14 protein-coding genes and 2 pseudogenes are annotated in these 22,251 nt (G+C 32.0%); 8 read left to right on the top strand and 8 right to left on the bottom strand.

Annotated elements, in window-relative coordinates:
- Positions 1 to 6 precede the first annotated feature (6 nt).
- From ybeY to RGRSB_RS06000, 6 genes and pseudogenes are all read left to right on the top strand, one after another.
- Positions 7 to 543 (top strand): rRNA maturation RNase YbeY, encoded by a 537-nt coding sequence (gene ybeY / locus RGRSB_RS05975; RefSeq protein ID WP_119260259.1) that lies wholly within the window; start codon positions 7 to 9, stop codon positions 541 to 543.
- 80 nt (positions 544 to 623) lie between these two features.
- Positions 624 to 1,151: a diacylglycerol kinase family protein gene (locus RGRSB_RS05980; RefSeq protein ID WP_119260260.1), complete on the top strand. Its 528-nt coding sequence runs from the start codon at positions 624 to 626 to the stop codon at positions 1,149 to 1,151.
- A 76-nt stretch (positions 1,152 to 1,227) separates the two neighbouring features.
- Entirely contained in the window at positions 1,228 to 1,857 is a 630-nt protein-coding gene (locus RGRSB_RS05985; RefSeq protein WP_119260261.1) for an anthranilate synthase component II, read from the top strand.
- A gap of 2,455 nt (positions 1,858 to 4,312) precedes the next feature.
- On the top strand, positions 4,313 to 4,879 hold the full coding sequence (locus tag RGRSB_RS05990; RefSeq protein WP_232014478.1) for a hypothetical protein: 567 nt from the start codon (positions 4,313 to 4,315) through the stop codon (positions 4,877 to 4,879).
- Between the two features lie 1,747 nt (positions 4,880 to 6,626).
- Positions 6,627 to 6,758: pseudogene (locus RGRSB_RS11115) on the top strand (L-histidine N(alpha)-methyltransferase); the annotation flags it as partial.
- Positions 6,759 to 7,334: 576 nt separating this feature from the next.
- Entirely contained in the window at positions 7,335 to 8,264 is a 930-nt protein-coding gene (locus RGRSB_RS06000; protein WP_119260262.1) for a LysR family transcriptional regulator, read from the top strand.
- Positions 8,265 to 10,478: 2,214 nt separating this feature from the next.
- On the opposite strand, the pseudogene RGRSB_RS06005 reads toward RGRSB_RS06000, so the two are convergent.
- Positions 10,479 to 10,727, bottom strand: a pseudogene (locus RGRSB_RS06005) (methyltransferase domain-containing protein); the annotation flags it as partial.
- Positions 10,728 to 11,418: 691 nt separating this feature from the next.
- Here RGRSB_RS06005 and RGRSB_RS06010 point away from each other — a divergent pair.
- Complete coding sequence (locus RGRSB_RS06010) at positions 11,419 to 12,633, top strand: DUF790 family protein (RefSeq protein WP_119260264.1); 1,215 nt, start codon at positions 11,419 to 11,421, stop codon at positions 12,631 to 12,633.
- 379 nt (positions 12,634 to 13,012) lie between these two features.
- On the opposite strand, the gene RGRSB_RS06015 is transcribed toward RGRSB_RS06010, so the two are convergent.
- The 4 genes from RGRSB_RS06015 to RGRSB_RS06030 form a co-directional block, all read right to left on the bottom strand.
- A complete protein-coding gene (locus tag RGRSB_RS06015) occupies positions 13,013 to 13,393 on the bottom strand; it encodes a hypothetical protein (RefSeq protein ID WP_119260265.1) in 381 nt (126 codons plus the stop codon).
- A gap of 74 nt (positions 13,394 to 13,467) precedes the next feature.
- Positions 13,468 to 13,878, bottom strand: a complete 411-nt coding sequence (locus RGRSB_RS06020) for a DsrE/DsrF/TusD sulfur relay family protein (protein WP_119260266.1) — start codon at positions 13,876 to 13,878, stop codon at positions 13,468 to 13,470.
- A 78-nt stretch (positions 13,879 to 13,956) separates the two neighbouring features.
- Complete coding sequence (locus RGRSB_RS06025; protein WP_119260267.1) at positions 13,957 to 14,277, bottom strand: DsrE family protein; 321 nt, start codon at positions 14,275 to 14,277, stop codon at positions 13,957 to 13,959.
- An 862-nt stretch (positions 14,278 to 15,139) separates the two neighbouring features.
- On the bottom strand, positions 15,140 to 16,543 hold the full coding sequence (locus RGRSB_RS06030; protein WP_119260268.1) for a DUF2079 domain-containing protein: 1,404 nt from the start codon (positions 16,541 to 16,543) through the stop codon (positions 15,140 to 15,142).
- A 676-nt stretch (positions 16,544 to 17,219) separates the two neighbouring features.
- Between RGRSB_RS06030 and RGRSB_RS06035 the strand changes: the two genes are divergently transcribed.
- Positions 17,220 to 18,560, top strand: coding sequence for a TldD/PmbA family protein (locus tag RGRSB_RS06035; protein WP_119260269.1), 1,341 nt, complete (start codon positions 17,220 to 17,222; stop codon positions 18,558 to 18,560).
- A 938-nt stretch (positions 18,561 to 19,498) separates the two neighbouring features.
- On the opposite strand, the gene RGRSB_RS06040 is transcribed toward RGRSB_RS06035, so the two are convergent.
- The 3 genes from RGRSB_RS06040 to RGRSB_RS06050 form a co-directional block, all read right to left on the bottom strand.
- Positions 19,499 to 19,831, bottom strand: a complete 333-nt coding sequence (locus RGRSB_RS06040; RefSeq protein WP_119260270.1) for a hypothetical protein — start codon at positions 19,829 to 19,831, stop codon at positions 19,499 to 19,501.
- 54 nt (positions 19,832 to 19,885) lie between these two features.
- Positions 19,886 to 20,782, bottom strand: a complete 897-nt coding sequence (locus tag RGRSB_RS06045) for an ABC transporter permease (RefSeq protein WP_119260271.1) — start codon at positions 20,780 to 20,782, stop codon at positions 19,886 to 19,888.
- 166 nt (positions 20,783 to 20,948) lie between these two features.
- Positions 20,949 to 21,968: an ABC transporter ATP-binding protein gene (locus RGRSB_RS06050; RefSeq protein ID WP_119260272.1), complete on the bottom strand. Its 1,020-nt coding sequence runs from the start codon at positions 21,966 to 21,968 to the stop codon at positions 20,949 to 20,951.
- Positions 21,969 to 22,251: the final 283 nt, after the last annotated feature.

Raw genomic sequence — 22,251 nt, forward strand, 5'->3', positions numbered from 1 at the left:
GGTATCATGGCACCTTCTCCCGTAAAAACCTTAACTGTTGACCTTTATCTTCAGGATGTTTTTAACTGCGAAGCATCAAATGATTCAGATATCTCTGACATTATTACAGCAACTTGGCAACAGTGGATTCAAACTTGGTTAGAAGAACTACACTCAATAATTACTATATCCGGGGCTTACGAACTGAGTCTAAGGTTAACCAGCGATTACGAAATACAAACTTTGAATAACCAATATCGTCATAAAAACCAACCCACAGATGTCTTAGCGTTTGCCGCTCTTGAAGTTAAAGTTCCTCAATCATCGGAAAAAATAAGTGCTGATGAATCTCTATATTTAGGCGATATTATCATTTCGGTGGATACAGCTAAACAACAGGCACGACAAAACCATCATTCTCTAACTGTAGAATTAGCATGGTTAGTGGCTCATGGACTTCTACACCTTTTAGGTTGGGATCATCCAGATGAAGAAAGTTTACTACAGATGCTTGCACAACAAGAAACTTTGTTAAAGCTTGTGGGCCTTCAGCCAAATAATTGATATATTGAATTAATTTAATTGTTTCAATTCCACAGTATTTCCAATAAGATTTAACAGTTCCATCGTAAAATTTTAAGATAATGAAAACAAATTTACACTTGAACCAATCCTCCTGTACTCAGTTAGTTGCCCCTTCCCCATTGCCTTCTGGTGTTTCCTTCAGGAGCTATCCTAGTCTTCAGACAAGCTCAACTGCAGAATTAAAATTACATTCCCAACGGCAATTGGCTTGGCAAATTGCCCCTAACTTGTTTTTAAGTTTTAAATATGCTTGGGCTGGCATTTGTTACGCTTTTGAGACTCAACGTAATTTCCGTATTCATACCGCCATGACCGTGATTGCCATTAGCCTAGGACTATTTTTACAAGTCACTGGTGTAGCCTTGGCTATTGTTTCTCTAACCTGCGCTCTCGTAATGGTTTTAGAGTTATTGAATACTGCTTTAGAATCGGTGGTTGATCTAACCGTAGGTCAGTCTTACCATATGCTAGCTAAAATTGCTAAAGATTGTGCTGCCGGAGCGGTAATGGTTGGGGCAATGGCAGCGGTTTTAGTCGCCAGTTTTATTTTGTTACCCTCTTTGGTTCCTTTTCTTCTTACCCTGTAAGACTTTGCGTTAAGGTCAAAGACAGATTTTGGGCGGAGACTAACTGCTCCCCCAGTAAGCCTCAAGGAGACAAGTATTGATTCTTATTATCGATAATTACGACAGTTTTACTTACAATTTGGTGCAGTATTTAGGAGAACTGGGTGCCGAACTTCCCGTGGCTTTAGATATCCAAGTTTACCGTAATGATCAAATTACTCTTGATAAGATTCGTTATCTACAACCGAATGGAGTTGTGATTTCTCCAGGGCCAGGCCGTCCTGATGATGCAGGAATATCCCTCGCGTTAATTGAACAGTTAGGACCAACTCTACCCATTTTAGGGGTCTGTTTAGGTCATCAAAGTCTTGGTCAAGTTTATGGAGGACAGGTTGTAGCCGCACCTCTGTCAATGCACGGCAAAACCTCTCAGATCTATCATAGGGGAGTCGGAGTGTTTACAGGTTTAGAGAATCCTTTTAGTGCCACTCGTTATCATAGTTTAGTGGTAGATCGAGATAGCTTACCACAAGTATTTGAAATAACTGCTTGGGTTGAAGACGGTACCATTATGGGGCTTCAACATAAAGGTTATCCTAACCTTCAAGGGGTGCAATTCCACCCGGAAAGTATCTTAACTCCATCAGGAAAACAACTTTTACGTAATTTTTTGGTCAGTTTGGAAAATTTTGACAATCAAGAAATCAAGAACGGGAAAATGTCTTAACCGTTTTGGTAACTGCTATAAATTCCAAAAGGAATAAGTTAATCAAATAAGTAATAGATAAAGTAGGGTGTTAACCAAAAACGAGTTTTTATAAGTCCAAGAACTTTTAGATTCACCCTACCTACTATGCTTGACTAACAATTAAATCTTAGAATAAGTTTTAAGATTTAATTTGTATTAAAATTTATAGCTACACTTCAACAATTTTTTCTCTTCTTAAGGAATAGGATTTATTCTAAAAACCAGTTTTATAAAAAAATGTTTAATTATTATCTTTTTATAGAGATAATCTTATAGAAGATTACTAATATTTTTTAAACTTTAAACTTGAGATTTAATTTCTTTTACATCACTAGGTTTCTCTCTAGGTTTCTCTATTGTAGGTAAGTACAATAATTTTAAAAAACTTTTATATTTAGTTTTTAACAGTTGGTTATCTTGCTTTTAATACTGACATTACTTCTCAATCTTAATTTTTAGTTAAATTATTAATATTAATATCTTCAAGAAGATAATATTGTCTTTTAATTCCTATAAGTAGTGGTCTATTTTGTTTTTAATACGCTCAGTTAACCTTCTTTATAACTTCATAATGGCGTATTTTAGTTTCAGTATCTTTTCTCTTAATCAAAATAAAAAGAAGCAGTATATTTTAAATAAATTTGCCAAATTTTTGTGGATTTATAAAATTTAGTAGCAGATTCTCAAATAAATTCTAATAAATCTCTTTTTTAAGAGTTATAAGTATATAAATTAGAAAGCCCGTTTGATAAATTTTTGCTGAAGTCAAAATTCTCATTAAAATAATTATTAAATATATTGTCAAACTCCTAATTTTTATCTTTTCTTTTTGTACTAATTACTCATATAAATTGAAGATTATTATAAAAACTTATAGTATCTTATTGTTTTATATTACCTATTTCTTCTGTGCTTAAAACTTACTCAAATAGATTCTGAATCTCATCATAAAGTTTAATCAGTTTTTTAAAACTTTAGTATTATTTTTCAAATACTTAAGTAACAATAGAATATCTTTTTTCAAGTAACTTCTTTGATTCTTTATGTTTATGTTCTCTTCATTGAAGAAGCTATGTTCATGATAAAAAGAAAGTTTTAAAAAATTTTTTTGAGGTTGGTTATTATTAATAATATGTATGATTTTAGAAAAAATTATACACTCTTTCTGAATCCTAACTAATTTATTATACGTATTGATGTTAAGGCAACTGTAATGTTAATACCTATCTAAATTTCAGTACTTACCAATTAACTAGGTGAATTTAAATAATTTTAATATATAAAAATAATTGGTAATAACCGTAGCATAAATATTATACTTGAATTTTTTAAAAAAAATTATGTTTACTATTGAACGTTTATTTGAAGTTTTTAATTAAAAGTTCTTGCTGAAGATAGATTTATTATTAAATAATATACGTATTAATGATAAGAGTTATTTAATGAATTTATAATAAATTCTGTTGTTAATTTAGAATATTTTTTGGATAAAAATTAACTATTTATTAAATGTTAATAACAGTATTTATTTTCAATTAATTATGATAAGTAAGCAGAACAAACAGTCTAGTTAAACTCTCGTTCTAAGATTATTAAAGTTAATTAAGCGATTAGCTTATCTTCCAATCAATTGAGTTTTATGATCGACCAGCAATGATTATTCCTTGACTATTGGAAGATCTTGAACATACTCTTCCTGTAGCTACTCGTTGGATCGAATATCCCGACCCTCTACCAATGCTGATGTCTAATACAATCAAGGAAAGACGATGTTAATTAGTAAATTTGCCGGAATTAAAAAATACAATCCCGATTTTCGAAAAAAATGTAAAAATTGAAACAATAGATACCAACTCTAATCACCAAAACTTAGAAATAGAGAAAAAATAGCATTTTAGGAGATACTTTTCGATATTTTTAGAGACTCTTCATTCAGAGAAAATAAAGGAGGAGTTTGATATAGATTTATCATTTTGTAGAGTAGACGAGAATTCGGTGATATATAACCATTTAAGATAGTTTTATATCTGTTGACCCTAAGGTCTAGGAATTTATCAGGAACAGTCCTAAAAAGATCATGGGAGCAGTTTATCGATGATAGTCAGGAGTCATCCCATAAGTGGGTCAAGCTTCCCTGAAAGAAAAATAAATAATGTCAGATTTAGGTAACAAATTGAAACCCTGTATTTCCTCACCGCAGTAAAATTGTCGCACAATTCGATCGTGACAAAGGTCGTAAAGATTGTCCACCGTCAAGACTTCAATCCAGTCATCACTTGAGCTATGTTGTAGGAACATCATTTTTTTCGTTACTATTCCCTGACAATTTCAGTGCACACACATACCCAAGATAGTAAGTTAAACTATATACAATTTTGCAAAATAAAGCTGAAACTGTTAAGAATTAAGAGATAGTCTCCTTAAAAATATTAGCGTGAAAAATATTAACGTGTCCTTCAACTTTCCGTTAACCTTTCGTATTTCTTCGCTTATCCGTATCACTTTAGTTAGTCTTTATTTTTCCCTGACTCTTCCCCTTCCCTTCCTTGTAGACGTTACATCCGTTTCTATTCCTCCTTTTATGTTATGGACAGGAATCGTCATGGGCTTCATAGTTTTAGTAGGAGCTTTAAGTGAACGGGTTATTGTGGATGAGGATACTATAAAAGTGACTTATCCTAGTTGGGTTCCCTCTTTTCTCTGTAAAGGATGGTCTTTGCCTTGGTCAGAAATTAAAGATTTAAGATTGCGCACTACTGGACAGGGGGGGCTTGTTTACTATTTTGTTTCTCGTGAGGCTCAAACAGCGTATTTATTACCGATGCGAATCGCTGGATTTTCCCGTTTGGTAAATATTGTTACCGAAAAAACAGAAATTGATACCACTGATATTCGTCCCTTACCTCAACCTTGGATGTATTTAGTTTTATTAGTATTAACTTTATTTTTAATAATAGTAGATGGCTGGACTATCACTACTGCAATAGGTATGGGACGCTAGAGAAACTAAAGTTTCTTGGGTGATTCTTCCCCTTTTTTCTACCGTAACTCACCAAAATGGTTTGTAGGGTGTGTCGCGTTGCGCTCATACATCCTATAGTTCTTCTAAGATTTACTTAATAAAAAGTTCTTTATTTTTTGAGAAAACATCTCCCATATGAACTACAGGGTAGGAAGATTAGGTCTTATAAACTATATTATTTTTTAGTCTCATTTACAGGAATATAAATAGTTGCAGATAAATAAACAACCCTATATTAAAAACTTTTAAAAAAGCATGTAAGTTTTCAAATTTTACTAAAGTAAAAATACTTTTTTAATAAAAGGCTTAAATAAAGTTCAGAACTAATAGAAAGATTAGTGAGTGTAAGTTTGGTACTAATTTTGAATATACTTAGACAATATTTAGACTTTTCTCTTTAATTATTAGTCAATGAACTTACTATATTTTGTAATCCTTAACAAGAAATATTTCTACTTTTAAACTATTTTTTTTGAGTAAAATTTAATAGTTTATATTACTGCGATTACCAACTTATATTCGTATTTTTATAACCAAGTAAGTTTCAATAACTGTAAAATATAAAAGTAGTTTAAAAAGAGCAATCACTAGATATTAGTTTGTCTAAAAGTCTATCAAATACAATTATAAAAGTAAAAACTATCAAAGTTAACTTGTGTTCACAAATTACTCTAAAATGAGAATGAAAACAGAAACCTTCTGTTTAGATCTAAGGGGCTGAAAAGTTAAAGAAAAATAGGTTAAACGATTAGAAGATGAAATTTTAAAAACAATTTATATATGGATAATTTAAGGAATTAAATGATTTGGTTTTAACAAATAAAAAAAAGAAAAAATAGAAGAAAAAAATATAATAGTGGAGGATTATCTAGAATTTAAAAAAGAGAATAAATTAAACTAACTTTTAAATTAAATAAGTTCGCGATTTTTTTTAAAATGGTAAGAAATAGAAATAAAGAAAAGTGAGTATTATAATTAATAATCTACAAAAAGAGAAGCTAAAAAAGAAGATTAGAAGATATTGAGTTATTCAAAAAAAATAAAAGTATAAAGTTAAAATACTTAGATGAAGCAGGTTTATATTTATAAAACACAGTAATTTGTACTTATATAAAAATTAGGAAATAGAAAATGATTCCATAGAGTTAAATAGAATTAAAATTTGATCCAAAAATTGTAAAAATTTAAAGTTTGTTTTGTGAGAAAAGCTCTATTTTATTCAAGAAAACTTGTGAGCTATCTGAATATTATCTTAACCATACTTAAACAAAATTTTTACAGATAAATTCGTAAAAATTACTAATATAATTGGAAATTATTAATCAATAAAATCAGTAAATATATCTTTTTAAACTTATATTTAATTTGATTTCTACTAATAAATTAAATACTTTTTATTTCTCGTTTCTGTAAATATAAGTGAGTTAATTTTAGAAATCTAGCGCTAAAGAGAATTAGTTGACTGACCATTCTTTTCTAGAAGTGTCTTCGTTAGTGATTACTTCTGATTTAGCTTTATAAAAACTATAAATTACCTTATCTCCGGCAAAATTATTGTATTTTTAAGGGGTATTTTAAATAATTTTAACTTTCAACAATGCGATCACTTCTCTCAATAAGTAGCCTCAGCTTTAAACACTGGGTATTACTTTTTACTAGGGGTTTATCTCAAAAAATGATTGAGGTTCTTGAAGTAGCTTCTAATTATTTATGAGGGTTAACAGCCGCTTTTATTTTAAACATTCTCAATTATCTTAATTGGCGTTCTGATAGTAATTTTGATGTCAGTTTGTTTGAACACTGCATTATCTATAATCGTGAGCTGAACTTTATTGAAATGGGTTTATTTTGTCAGTGATCATATCAGGCTTACTTAGAAAAAGCTAATTTAACCAAAAATATCATTGATAAAGAATGCATCCTCACCGAAAATTGTCAAATTTATTTTAAGTGGTCAGAGAAATTGTATATGGAGCTATGCCCTCTATCAATTAATTCATTAAACCAGTCAATAATAATCATTCTTGCCAACCGTTCTGAATCGTTTCTTTATTCTAGTCAATGCAATCTGATCTTTTAAGCAAATTACAAACCCCTGCCCGGAGATGGACACGAGATCTCATCAGATCAGAGGACAAATTAGCTTATCTTTTCCTTAAGTCTTGATTTCACAACCTGGACAAGCTCTATACACAAAATTTTCCTATAAATATCTATTGCTAAAACCTTATTTAGGTTGACAAAAAATAGCGATTTTCTCAAAAAGAGACAATGATACTTGTTGCCATCGGAACTCTCACTAATAAAAGTTAATGATGATTACCATAGAAATTAGCTAAATTAAACTTGAAAAACCATTAAAGTTAATCTATGATTTGAGTAGGTTACTTAATACTTCAGCAGACTTAAAATCTCGCACTAGAGGAAACGCCCATTGATTCAAGCCACCCTACATCAGTTAAAAGTCTTTGAGACTATGGCCCGTCATGGGAGTTTTACCCGTGCAGCAGAAGAATTGTTAATTACTCAACCTACAGTATCAAGTCAAATTAAACAACTAACAAAAGTCATTGGTCTACCGTTGTTTGAACAAATTGGCAAACGTCTTTATCTAACTGAAGCCGGAAAAGAATTACTTCAAACATGTCAGGAGATCTTTGGAAGGTTAGAAAATTTTGAGATGAAAGTAGCGGACTTAAAAGGAACCCGACAAGGACAATTAAGATTAGCAATTATTACCACAGCAAAATATTTTATTCCTCGAATTTTAGGTACATTTTGCCAACAATATCCCGGCATTGATATCTCCTTAAATGTCACCAATCATCAACATATCCAGGAACGTATGATGGAAAACCGAGATGATTTGTATGTTGTAAGTGAACCTCCTGATGGCATGGGATTATCAACTCAACCTTTTCTTGATAATAATTTAGTAGTGATTGCCCCTAAAAACCATCCATTAGCGGGAAAACAAAATATTCCTATCACCAATCTTGATGATGAAGTTTTCATCATGCGTGAATCAGGCTCAGGGACTCGACGGGCAATACAAAAGCTGTTCTATCAACATGGTTTATCTGTTGAAGTACGCCTAGAATTAGGAAGTAATGAGGCGATTAAACATGCGATCGCAGGTAACCTAGGGATTTCTATTCTTTCTCAACATACGCTTATTTCTGAGGGAAAGGATAGTGAACTAACTATACTTGATGTGGAACATTTTCCGATCAGACGTCGTTGGTATGTAGCATATTTAGAAGATAAACAACTATCAGTGGTAGCTCAAGCGTTTTTAGACTATCTACTTCAAGAGAACGCGAATTTTTCTGTCCCTCCTGTTAGTCTCCTAGCAAAAGCTTGAGACTTAACGTAAAAATTGAGTTTCTACTAAACTTGTTATGTAAAAATTAAGCATATAAAGACTATAGTCTGATTATCAATAATAGGTGTAACAAAAGCTAACTCATTTAGATGGACAATGTTTTAGCTGGTTTTGTGTTTAAATTTAAATATACTAGTCCTAAGGTTTTTACTCGACTTACACATATAGCATCAAATACTCTACTCGGTTTAATCGATAAGATTCTAAATTTTTAAATACTTATCACTATCCATCATTAGATTTTAAATGAGATAGGAGTAGTTTTACTTATCGAAAAAATAGGTATAATATTTACTTTTATCTATTAAAATTAGACTATGAGAAAACTTCATCTAAATAATCAATTCTATTAAAGATTTATCTTGTACACAAAAATCAGTCTATCTCAGAATTAATCTTTATTAAGTTAAATATAATCAACATTTAAATAAATTTAAAGAATAGTTAAGTCTCTTAAAAGAAAAAGAGTATATCTGGAAAAATTTTAAATAAAAATCATTGAAGCAATTTTAACTAGTGACATCATATAGTTTAATCTAGTTAAAGTAATGAAGTGAGTGCACAACAACTAGAAACAATGCTCAAAGATTTAGTGTAAAAATTACAAATAAAAAAACCTTAGATATTGAAAAAATTGGCAGTTACTAAAAACATCTTAATCGATAAATAATAAAATTGTTATGTAGTGTTAATGTATTTAGATACAAAGAGTGAGGGTAAGTTTACAGAAACAATAAAATATAAATTACTACTAAAATAGTTAAAAATATTAAAATAATTAGCTTTTAACTATATCAAATATATTTATATGTTTTGGTAAAAAGTATAATAATGTTGCATGTTAATTAACATAATAATCTAAATTATTAACAAATAAATATCATGAAATTAAACAGATTAACGCTAAGTCAGATAGCTATAAAAAACTTTTTAGTAAGTTAATAAAAATCTTTAAATATTAATGGTATAAAACATATAATTTCTAAATTAGAAACTAAAATAAAGTAAAATTAAACAATATATGTTAAACATTAGTAGCCCTCTTGATATATACTAATCAACAGAATAATTAAGAAAATTATTTAAGATATCAAGAATGATATCAAGACCATTTAAATTGGCTAATTAATATCAAATATTTTATTTATGATACTTGTAAAATAGTAATACTTTCATCTTAATTTTGAAAAAATTATTACTTATTTTAGACAAGAAATAGTAAAGAATATTAATGGTAAAGCTAAGTTAATTGAAAGGAAGACTTATAGGATCATAAATTTTGTATTTTTTTATACTAAAACTTTTTTACTTGATATTTTACTAATTATTTCTACATTATTATTTCAGTAAAACCAGAATTTATAATCAAAAATAGTCAGTAATTTATACCTAATTAACAATAATCTAAAGTCTAAAAATCAGATTGCCTAAGAAGAAGAACTACTTGACGTAATCTTAAAAATTATTTATTTAACTCAATTACAAATTGTCAATTTTTTCCTAAGAGAAAACACTACTTTTTGGTTCTTTTAGATATAAAAACTGAACTGACTCAATAAAATTTAATTAAATATCCAAAATTAGATTTAATAAAGGTTAATTTTGGATAGATAAGTTAGCCAAATTCCATTAACCAACAGTTTTTATATCATGTAATTATTTCAGAATTAGCCATTAATTATCAACCAAATTAGTGTATAAATAAATTCATAGCCTTCCTAAACCAGAGAGTTTGTTTCTAAATTTAGAACAGGTTGCTTCTCTATCACTTCTAGGAGAAAAGGTTTTTGATCAACTCTCTATTAATCTCATCAATAAGTTAACTAATAATATTTAAATTGTTTTAATAAAAAAGCTAATATACTCACTTTAGTGACAATCCAATGTCAATAGTCAAAATAAATTTAGTTTATTTATTTTGACTGTTTTATAAAAACTTTATTTTTTTTATTTAAAATAAAAAATATTATTACTAATAGTTATACTTTTTTTAAAAAAATAAAGTAGCCATAAATAAATTTAAACTCGTTCATGTCTTCAACTCATTAAACCTAAAGATAATGCCTATTCTATAGTAATTCAACTACTTTATAAAAACCCAGTAATTGCTTGATAATCAAAAGTATAGTCAATAATTCTATCCCACAAAGAAGCAACAGAAATCTACTAATCATCAGATTTGATTACTTCAAGTTAACAATTATTTATAGTTTCTTTGTATTTAGGTAAAGTAATGATATAAGATAAATAATAAACCCAATAAATTTGTACCAAGTATTGGTTTTCATTCAAAGTTAACTCAATTGTAAGAGAATTAATAGAAAAATAACCACAAGTTGCTAAAATCAAAATCGCCCCTGGTTTAAGTACTTCATAATACTTTTCAAGTAGTTTAGTTTTATCGGGCATATGTTCGCCACTTTCAAGGAACCAGACTAGGTCAAAATTATTATCCTAATAAGGGATATTTAAGGCATTAGTTACCTGAAAATTAACTGTAGATATTTTCTTGATAGTTAGCTAATTTTTAATTGAATTAGTGAACTTAAAATTTTTATCAAATTAATATAAATTTCTGGACAAAACTTGATTATTTCTTCTAAATAAACAATGGCTTTATGTTAGCAACTTAGTCTAACTTGACAACGTACTTATTACTATCAAGTATAGTCACTTTTTAGTATAGTATTCATATCTTTTTTATAAAAATTAATCTCTTCATAGAGAAGGTACAATTGTGATCAAATTTGCGCTTGATAATACCATGAACAATAATCGTTCGATTTAATTTCTAAAGCTTTTCCTATGGTACTGTTTTCAACAATCATCAGAACAATGTTTTATAAATTGATTAATATAATAAAGCCCTCGATTGTTTTATTTTAAAACAGACACAGTCTTGCTCGCATTACCCCATAATTCTTCGGTTGAACCTTTTGGTAGCCGACAACAGCCCTTCCATGATATCCGAGTTTTTCTAGCCTCATACCGCGTTTAACCAAATCCAATAGTTATTAGTATAGATTTCATTGGAGTTTCAAGTGACTGACAGTTAATTTATGATTTATTTATCAATAACCATATAAAAATTATATGTTGTTATTAAACACATACCAAACACGTATCGAATATTATGTTGCCTTCTGATTTATTAATTTATCGTTATAGTGGCAAGTCTATAGTTCCTAGAAAACTGCCTTTAGATTCCAACGCGCTCACCCTTGCTTCTGAACAAATTAATTGTTTTCAAAACAATCTAGGGAGTACTCAAGAACAACTAAACCGAAAGCTTCTAGAACTAGAAGCAGATAATCCAAATTATCGGATTAAACGAGGGTTAGCCCATCTGTTAAAAAATAACTTTTCAACTTTTGAAATTGTCAGTCCTCTCGAACCCCAAGAACTACGACAACGGGTATTTAGTCGTGCGGCAGAATTCCTCCCTATTCCCTCTAACCGTTTCTATCTGTTAGACAACATTGCTAGTCTATTAAGTGAGGAATTAAATAGGGAAATCTTGCCTATTGAAATTGAACGAGGACTTTATGCAGACTTACAAGAAAATCGTATCCTAACTGATTTTGAGTCTCCTACTTCAGAAGAATTAATCCATCGCTATAATTTATCACAAGTTCAAGGAATTTTCTATCGTTCGAGTCACATTATAATCAATGCTCATCGCAATGATCCAGGGGAATATAAATTGCTGTTCCGTTATCTTAAATTATTTCAATTAATGGCTTATATCGAAGGAGATGCAGATACGGGATTTACCATTATGATGGATGGACCTACAAGTCTATTTAAAGCTAACACCCGTTATGGGTTAGCCTTAGCTAAAATGATTCCGGCACTACTCCATGTTAGTAAATGGAGTCTTGAAACTAAATTACAAATCAAGGACAACTATACCGGAAAAATTAAAACTAGTCATTTTAGTTTAGATGATCGCTGTGGTTTAGTGAGTCATTATTCTAAAGGAAAAACCTATGATAGTATGTTAGAAGAATCCTTCGCCAAACGATGGGCGAAATTGAGAACTCAATGGCGACTAGAAAGAGAAGTGGATTTAATTCCTTTACGGGGGAGTGTAATGATCCCCGACTTTCGTTTAGTACATCCCGATGGACGAGATATTTTGTTAGAAATTGTTGGATATTGGCGACCAGAATACTTACAAAAAAAATTTTATCAGGTACAAAATTCCGATGTAGATAATCTAATTCTAGCTATCTCTGAACGATTGAATCTAGAAAAGGCAGGAGTTAAACTTACAGATACTCCCGCGAAGATTGTTTGGTTTAAAGATAAGCTGGACCCCAGAAAAATTTTGGATTTATTGGAATAACTTTTAGAATAACTTAATGAATCGATCGATTGACATAGAGTCATTTTTTTTCTAAAACATCTCAAAATTCAGTCCATCCACATTCTTTTTTCAGTTTTCAGGAATATTTGTAAAGTGTTAGAAAACAGTATGAGTAATTTAGTCCGTCGTCAGATATGATTGGTAATCATATATATTTTTTCCTTTAGGAAGTTAGTTGATAAACCGGAACTCTGAGCGTAAGAATTGCTGAAAAGGGTCTTTAGGAAAGAAAAAATATTTCATGTTTTTCCAGCAAACCCTAATTAATTACGTAAATTTTATCAAAATAAAGAGCTCAGCTTATTTGGAGAGAGAAATAGAAGTTGTGGTATCCTTTAAATGCGTGTTAATCACTGAATCACCAACGCCAAACTTGTTGATATTGTTCAAACAAATTGGGTAAATCACGACGAGATAATTTTTGAATTCCACTAAGTAATTTTGCCTCGGGAATACCCCTTTGGGCGATATCCTCTGCAATTGCATACACTTTCAATCCACTATCAAGAGCTTGTTGTAAATCTTGATCAACTTTGGCTGGACAAGTTTGTTGCCAAGAACCTAATGTCAAACCATCATTTCCTTGTCCACTAACAGCATAGTTAACGGCACTGCCTCGTAACAAAATATCGACTTCGCCACCGGCTGTCTTTAAAACTTGAACTATCCAAATAGCCGGATCATCTTGTTCTTCAACGATACAACGATAAGCTGATTCAATAATTTGTAATGCTTTCATAGTCAATACTCCTTAAAAATTTAGAATCCTTTTACTCCTTGCCTTACTAAAACTTGTTTTAAATAGGTTTTAGCTTATCTTGTGCCGATAACTAACGTTGATGCGGATTCGGTAGCCCATTGCCAAAAATCTTTGGGTCCGCCGCGACGACATCCTTTGATCGCTTCTTGTACACCCCTTTCATCAACACAAAGACCACAATTAATCCAATCAAATCTACAGCCTTTGTCTTGTGCTTTTGCTTGCATCGCTGCCACCCAATCTTTAGTTAATGGATGATTTTCTTCCTCAAAGGTACGGCCATGAATACTATTAGCGTGAGGTCTCTGGTGAGAAAACGCTAAGGAAACTGCTCCTTCATAGGCAAAAACATTGACATTGTAGCCTTTGTCTAATGCTGCATCCATCAGCCGAAAAGCGGTGGTTGTTCTCGCTTGTTCAAATGGCGCATCCATTAAGAGAAATGTAAGGGTTGTTGTACTCATTATTTTGTCAGTTACTAATAAACAGTGATTCAGTAGATAATTTCTGGTCATAGGCTATCGCCTGTCGACCCTCGATATTTATAACCACAAGGTTTTTTGTCCTTGTCCCATAGCATCGGCTACTGAAGATATGGTAGAAATTTGAATACCAGAATTCACTTCAGAATACTCAATTCCTCTTTCTTCGAGAGAAAATCTATCTGCCAAGACTTTAACTGAATTCAGGTTGGCTAATTCAGAAGGAATAATAGTTGAGCGGGTGGCTAGTACACCGTTTTCCACTAAAAATAAAGTCACTTCGTGCCCTGACTTAGCTAGATCAGATGCCAATTGATAATCGTGTATAACTTCTGTAGACTCGAAAGGACTTTTTGACTCGATTAAAAAATATTGACTCATGGACTCTTATTGAAAGACTATCGCTTCTGACTATATCTAACAATAGGTTTAAATCCAATTCTATTGGACTAAATTTAAGGCTTTCTTTAAAAGTAACTGGGTGGGCTTAAAAAAGCCTAAAATAGAAACGTAGTTAAAAAAGGGCTATCATTGTATACAAAACCCAAAATTTAGCTAACAAAATTAGAAGAGTAAATACTACTAAAATTGATTTATAACTACAAAAAAATGTATTTTTATATATAAAATTATTTAGAAGATTTCATTAAATAACAATTTATAGATGAATTATTTAAACAATATAAATATTGTATTTTTTTCTGATAAATAGAAAAACTTTGAATTGAAGAAGATATGAAAATATTTATAATAGTCAACAACTGTCTAAGTACCTAAGACTAAAAAATACTGTAAATATAAAAGGATAAATACGATGATTGTTATTAACATTGACTTAGTGCATACAAGTAGTTTATTTAAAGCTAAACTTGAACAATGGAAAGAGAAAGAATTATATATACACTTTCTACTAACCTATAGTCTAGGACTAAATATAATAGGAAGAGAATGACAGAAAACAAAAGCTCACAGAATTGCTATGAAGATTTTGAAGATGAATACAGTTTAGTTAAGATAGGTAAATAAAGTACTTATTAAATAAGCTTTTTTTTAAAAAAAACTAGAGCAATATAAATTCAATTTTAGTTACCTAAATATAAATCCCAAAAAAAGAATATTTTTTATATTTATATCTATCTAGATCATCCTACTTACAAATATACTAAAAATGCCACCCAGCTATTAATTAAGCAGACATTGATAAGTTTAGTTGCTTCTAATAAAAATCAATATCTGTCCATAATCAATTTGATTGAGATGAGATACGTTCAAATAGATAAACTTGGTTTTTTTTGTAGGTTAATTGAAAATCGGGAATTTGTTCAATTCTTCCTATTAGAGTGTCAACCAATTCTGGTGAACTATTCCAACCTGGATGACGTTTATTTAACAATATATCATCAAATTGTTGAAGATTAATTTCTTGTGAACCCTCAATTGCTAATTCAACTTTAGTTCGATGTGCAACATGGGGGGCAATATTAGCTGAGGTCAACACACTACCTTCTTTTGTCACTTGAGTTAAGGCTTCTCTGGTTGCTGACCAAGTATCTATAGATTCAAGGTAGCGAGAGGTAAAATAGCCAACTTTAGCTAGAGCAAAAAAAGTAACTAATGACCACAAAACAATATATTTAGGTCTTTGTAACCATCCTTGTCCTGCACTTATAGTTGCAATCACCACTAGGATTAAAAAGGGTAAAACTGGAAGAGAATATTGGTGCAATAAATCTTTTTGTTCTTTATTTTCAGTCAGTAAATTTAAGAATAAAATAGGAAAAGCACCGATTAATGGAGAAAAATGTCTAGGAAGTAATCCCCAAATAAAAGGACATAAAAGCAACAACAAATACTCTAAATTATTTAAAGTGAAGAGATGACTTAGAACAATTTGTGGTTTAAAAAAAAGATTTAAAATAATCTCCTGTAAAGATACCCCCAAAAAATTATATCTAGCAACAGCAGCCACCTGTTCTCCACTAAATTGAGGAATAATTACTTTAGTGGCTAAAACAAACCAAACTATTCCTATTACTAAAGAAATTACCCCAAACTTTATTTTTTTCTCTCCTAAGATTAGCCAAGCTCCCATTGCTGTTATAGTTAAAGATAAAGCATCCCGACAACTCAAAATAAAAATTAGTGCTAAGCTAAACGCAAAAATGTTGTTTTTTTTTGCGGCTAGTAATGCCCAAAAAAAAGCAGGCAGTGTCAATGTTTCGGGGTGAAAATCAAACAAATTTAGGTTAAAAATTAGGGGGTAAAAAAGATAAGAGAACGCGATTACTACAGCTAAGTTTGGGGTTAAATTTGCGTGTCTTGCTAGTTGCCAGACTGGTAATGCTCCTAAAGAAAGGGCAATCGCTTGTAATCCAAATAGCCAATAAACACTAGGGTAAATCTTATATAATCCAGCAATTGCATAAAGAATGAATGCAGCGTGATCTCCTAATATGTGTATACCTCGCAAGGAAACGAAAGGAATTTTTCCCTGACTAATCAAATAAATACCATTATCAAAAATTGCTAAGTCATAAGCAGTAGATTGAAATAATATATGTCTTAAGCTACTACAAGTTAATAAAATCAACGTACTCACTGTGATCATAATTATTACAGAATAGCAATTAAAGTTTTTTGGGGTCATTTCTATAATTCTTCCTCTGCTAAACTAAAAATAGTTATTTGAACTGATGATTATAATTTTTTTATAGACAAAATTATAATTAGTGTTTCAGTTCAACTTTTTTTATTAGCTCATAAACTATCTTTATTATCAATACACAACACACAAAGATTAGCAAGCCCAGACAAAGTTACTATATCAGGATTCTTTATCCATTGGACATAGATCGGTAAGGTAGAGAACAATAGCTTATTTTAAATAAAATAGCTGATAATATTTATAAATATTTTAAAATTAAGAAAAAAGCGATTTTACTTCATAAAAATCGCTTAATTTCAAAAAAAATAGTTTTAATACCTCTCTCTTATAGAAAAATTTTGTGGTACAATCACGCATAGCAAAAATACCCTGCTCACTGCAGCGTGGTTTATGCAAAAAGAGCATCTGGAAAAGTTAAAATTAGAAACCTCTAGTGGCGGAGAACATTCCTTAAACTGAAGAGCTAACCAATCTAGACAACTGATAACACTTCTTATGGTTAGCTGCTACGAGAGCAGAGATACTTAAGCGGTATGAATGATTCAGGAACTCTTATACACAAGTTTGGGCAAATCTGCTTTCTGTGCGTGCGTGGAGTTATGTTAACTCTCGATACATTCTAAGATAGATGTATTAACAATCCTTGGTTATCCTCAATATGCTGAATATTAAAAAGATTGCCGAATACGCCCAATTAAGTGCGAAAGAATTGGGAATTGATAAATATGATATCTATGGTTTATCTATCGACGAGACCAGTGTTGAGGTTGATAGTGGTGAACCTAAACAAGTCCAAGCATCAAACCGATCAAGTGTTATTGTTCGTGTCTGGAATAAACGAAAAGCAGTGGGAGTGACAACTACCACAGATCTAGACAACAAAGGCGTAAAATTAGCCTTAGAAACAGCTAGAGAAGCGAGTGAATTTGGCCGTGAAGATAATACTCCTGAGTTCAGTCCAGAAGCTCAAAGTCCTGTTACTAAGTTATCCCATAGTTTGGTGAGCCATGCACCAGTTCCTACTCTTGTCGATACTTTAATTAAAGCCGAAAAAAAACTTTTAGAAGCACATAAAGCCATTATCGGAGTTCCCTACAATGGCTTATCTCAAGAAAGTATAGCGCGGTTCTATCTCAACAGTGAGGGAGCCCTTCGCCAAGAAGAAGGGTCTTATTCTTCGATTTACCTCTACAGTCGTACTGAGGAGGAAGGTAGAAAACCGCGAGGGGCTAGTTCAGTTAAAATTAGTCACAGCTTACCAGAGTTAGACATTAACGGTTGTTTAAAAGAAGTGATTGAAAAGACAATTAGTCACATAAATTATCAATCTATTCCATCGGGCAAATATCGAATTATTCTTTCTCCTACATCATTTTTAAGCCTGATTGATGCTTTTTCTAATATCTTTAATGCTCAAAATATTTTAGATAACCAAAGTCTTTCTACCCGAGATTCTCTAGGAACAGAGATTGCCTCCCCTCTTCTGTGTCTATGTGATGATGCCCTTCATCCTCATAATGTTGCAACAGAAACTTTCGACGGAGAAGGAACTCCCACTCGTCGTGTAGAATTGATTACTAATGGAATACTGTCGGGTTTATTGCACAGTGCCGGAACTGCAAAACAAATGAACGCAAAACTCACAGGTAATGCAAATATTGGCTCAAAAGTTACAGTTAGCCCTCATTTTTATCATGTTTTTGCTTCGGAAAAATATGCCCAGAAATTAAGTTTAGAAGAATCAGACGGAGTTATTTTAGTTGATCGTTTACAGGCACTTCATGCGGGAGTTAATTCCTTACAGGGCTCATTTTCCTTACCTTTTGATGGTTGGTTAGTTAATAAGGGAGAATTAACCAGTATTGATGCGGCAACGATAGCTGGAGATATACGAGATGTATTAAAGTCAATCATTTATATTGAGTCTGAAACAAAAGTCCTTCCTGGGGGAATTTGTCCGCGAGTTTGGGTTGATGAATTGTCTGTTACTGGAGAGTAATTAATTGGTTTTTACTATGAGAGATAATTTATACATAAAACACTGAATCGAATGAAGTAGAGATTACTCTCAGAATTAAAGTCAACGGGAAGATTGTAGGCCTTAGTCGAACTGAGTAACAGAACTTACTTCCTAAACATTCTATAATCGAAATGGTTAACGACTAACTTAAAAATATCTCTTAAATATTACATTAGAGAAATTGCAGTGTTTGGAATTGTTTTGTTTACCTTTTTGCTCAACTGATGGCCTATACCTAGTCACCTGAAAAAATTTCTCTTGGCTTAAAATCACAAGGTTAACTAACCTTGTTTTCTGCCATTTTCAAACAATTATTGCAGTCTTATATTGTTGGCATTTACTATTACTATCTCGGATAATTGTCAATTTTGTCGTATTTTAATTTAGATATTAAGAATAATAACCATGTTTTTAAATCTCGTCTAACTCACGCTGATACGAGAAGAGTACTCATCTACAATGAAGGTGTTTGTCATAGAATTTTATAGGTATGGATGTTTTATGACACCGCCTAATTCAGTATCACAACATTGATTATGATCTAAAACTTTGTACTGACCTTTTTTTGTATTGAACCAATCTTAAGAAGATTAACAAAAATTTTAACAACTAGCAAACTGTTAAACGTTTGAACAATTTCCAAGTTAATGCTTTCAGAAAATTGATATTAAAATCTTATATGACTGTTTCAGTAGAATTGAGTTAAGGCTCTCCTAGACCTAACATGATAAATTAGCAGCTAATAACTTCCAAAACTTTTTTTACGACTGTATCCTTTAACTCTAAAAACCAGATCTTTATCAAGACCAATTTGACGAAGTCTTGGAAAATCTGGGAAACAAGACTTTCAGCTTCTATTTGTTGTTTGTCATGGTTTTGTCACGGCTAGTCTAGAAGGGCCAGAGTTAATCACCGGTCTAATCAGAAACAGCCTCAGAAGGTTCTTGTTGTAATCTTCTTTGTTGGATTAGTTTAAATTCCTGAGCTGCTTTATTGAGATTATTATTCGTATCTTCAGCAAAGTCGCCGGCGTTACGACTTCGTTGTAAATTAGAACGGTGCATTAGATCCATTGGATTAAAAATGTTACCAAGTTCCCCAGCAGGATCTTGTTCGTTACTTTGATAACGATTTTCCTCATTAATAACATCAACAGACTGGGCTAATATTATCCGAGGAATTCCATTTACTGTTCCTAAACCAATTAAAACACAAAATAATTGTTTCAAAGACACGTTAATAGACATCATTAAAACTCACTTCTACATACAACCAAACATTAAACATCTTAAATTGAGACTACCCTAAGCAAAACGACGACGCAACAAAGGTTGAATGGCTACTAATATTAACGCATTGAAGGCTAACAATAGAAACAAAACCAATCCAAAACTTAGGTCTGCCCAAGGAGTTTGTAGTACCAAACTATTCAAAGACCAACTTTCATTGAGATAAACATAACGAATCGGTTCAATGGCATAGGTAAGGGGGTTTAAACTGACGATAATCTGTAGCCATTTGGCCATGAATGATAAAGGAGCTAAAGCGGTACTTGCAAATAATAAAGGCAAATTTGTCACGAAAATTACTGCGATTAATTCAATATGACCTGGTAAAGCAAAAGCAAGTCCCAAACTTAATCCTGTTACTCCTAAGACGATAGAAAAGACAACTAGGGAAATTGTACCTAATCCAATTAAGCTTGGCAAACTAGCTCCTAGAACAGTGCTAGCTCCCACAATGACTGCTGTCTGGATTAAACTCAAGATAATTATATAGATGGTAGAAGCAGCCACAATCGAATAACGAGAAGCTAATGGCGCAACTAATAAACGATTGAGAAAACCAAATTCTCTGTCAAACATTACGGGCAAACCCGCATTCAATGCGCCTGAAAAAGCAGTAAAAACTATAATACCAGGAGCAAGAAACTTAGCGTAATTAAGCTCTTCTCCAAATAACCCTTGAGGAGCATTGTGAAACAGTGCGCCAAACAAAACTAACCACATAAACGGTTGAATAATACCAGCAATTAAGGTTGATGGACGGCGTTGCAGTTGAATAAAAAGACGCTTTGTCATAGCAAGGGTTTCTTGAATAAATTCACCCAAAATATTGCCGTCTTCATCTATGGGGGTTGTTTTTTGTTTTTTCGGAGATAAAGCAGATTTAACCTTAGAAGAGATCATAGTTTGACTCATATTGGTTATTCCTCATCGATACACAATATCTAAAAATTGACATGCTGACATACAATTTGCACCTAAAAAACGAATTAACCTATTTTTTTGTCTATTGTCTGTCTTAATAAACAAGTAGAACTTAAATGCAAGGTGGGCAATGTTTACTCTAAAGAGTAGGATCACTTCATTTCATTTGTTGTTTTTTCTCAGCTTTTAGATTTCGAATACTGGCGGACTCCAATTCGGCATCCATCAAAGTTTGACCAGTGGCGGCTAAGTAGACATCATCAAGACTAGGACGAGATTGAGCTAAGCTGAAAATAGGTAGTCCTGACTCTATTAAAGATTGTTCAATTTGACTTAAACAATTACTTCCTATGGTCACCACAAGGTTAAGAGAATTGCCTTGGCAGTGATTAATTATCACCTCTTCAACAAAGGGTAAATCTTGAAGTAAAGTTTTGGCTTGTCGGGCCTCTTCGGCTGGAGAAAATTCCCGGATTTTTAGGGTAACGCGATCACCACCTACTCGATTTTTTAACTGAGAAGGAGTTCCCTCAGCAATAACTTGCCCTTGATTTATAATGGCTAAGCGGTCAGCTAAGGCATCAATTTCTTCAAGATAATGGCTAGTAATTAAGATAGTTGTGCCAGCTTGTTGTAATTTCCGTAAGAATTCCCAAACAATAAACCTACTTTCTATATCTAGCCCTACGGTAGGTTCATCTAGTACCAATACCTCTGGTCGATGGAGCAAACCAGCTGCTAAATCTAGGCGTTTACGGATACCCCCTGAATACGTTCCAGTTTGGCGATCAGCGTAGGTTTCTAGGTCCAGCAAGCTGATTAATTCAGCAATACGATTTTTGGCTTTCTTTTGGGGAAGATGATAAAGGGCGGCTTGCAATTCTAATAATTCTCGTCCTGTCAATACTTGATCTAAGGCTACTTCTTGGGCTACATATCCTAAACGGCGACGGGCCGCTTTGGGGCGCTCAAGAACGGAAATTCCCGCTACTTCAATTTTACCACCATCAGGCTTGGACAAAGTACATAAACAGCGAATGGTAGTGGTTTTTCCCGCTCCATTAGGACCTAATAAGCCGAAAATCTCCCCCGGTTGTACTTTAAAGGAGATGTCTTTAATCGCTTCAAGAGTACCATAATTTTTTTTGAGGGACTCAATAACAATGGCAGGGATCATAACCGATTTATAATTGGGAAGTAACGATACGAACAACCTCATTACTTTCGCATGAGGTCTCCTTGGCTCAGTTCGATTCCGAACTGATGTCATCCTCGGTGTGCCATTTTTGAGCAACAGCCACACCTTAGGGAATATCTCCCGTAGGCGCAAATTCTGATAGTTATTGCCGTACAATAGATGACTTTATTTAGTTGTTGTGAACCGATGTTTGATATCGATCCTTTTTTATTGTATTGGAAGTTTAGGAAATGTGGGGAGTACGAACAGAGATTGTAAATTA

This window comes from cyanobacterium endosymbiont of Rhopalodia gibberula, assembly GCF_003574135.1.
GTDB lineage: Bacteria > Cyanobacteriota > Cyanobacteriia > Cyanobacteriales > Microcystaceae > Rippkaea.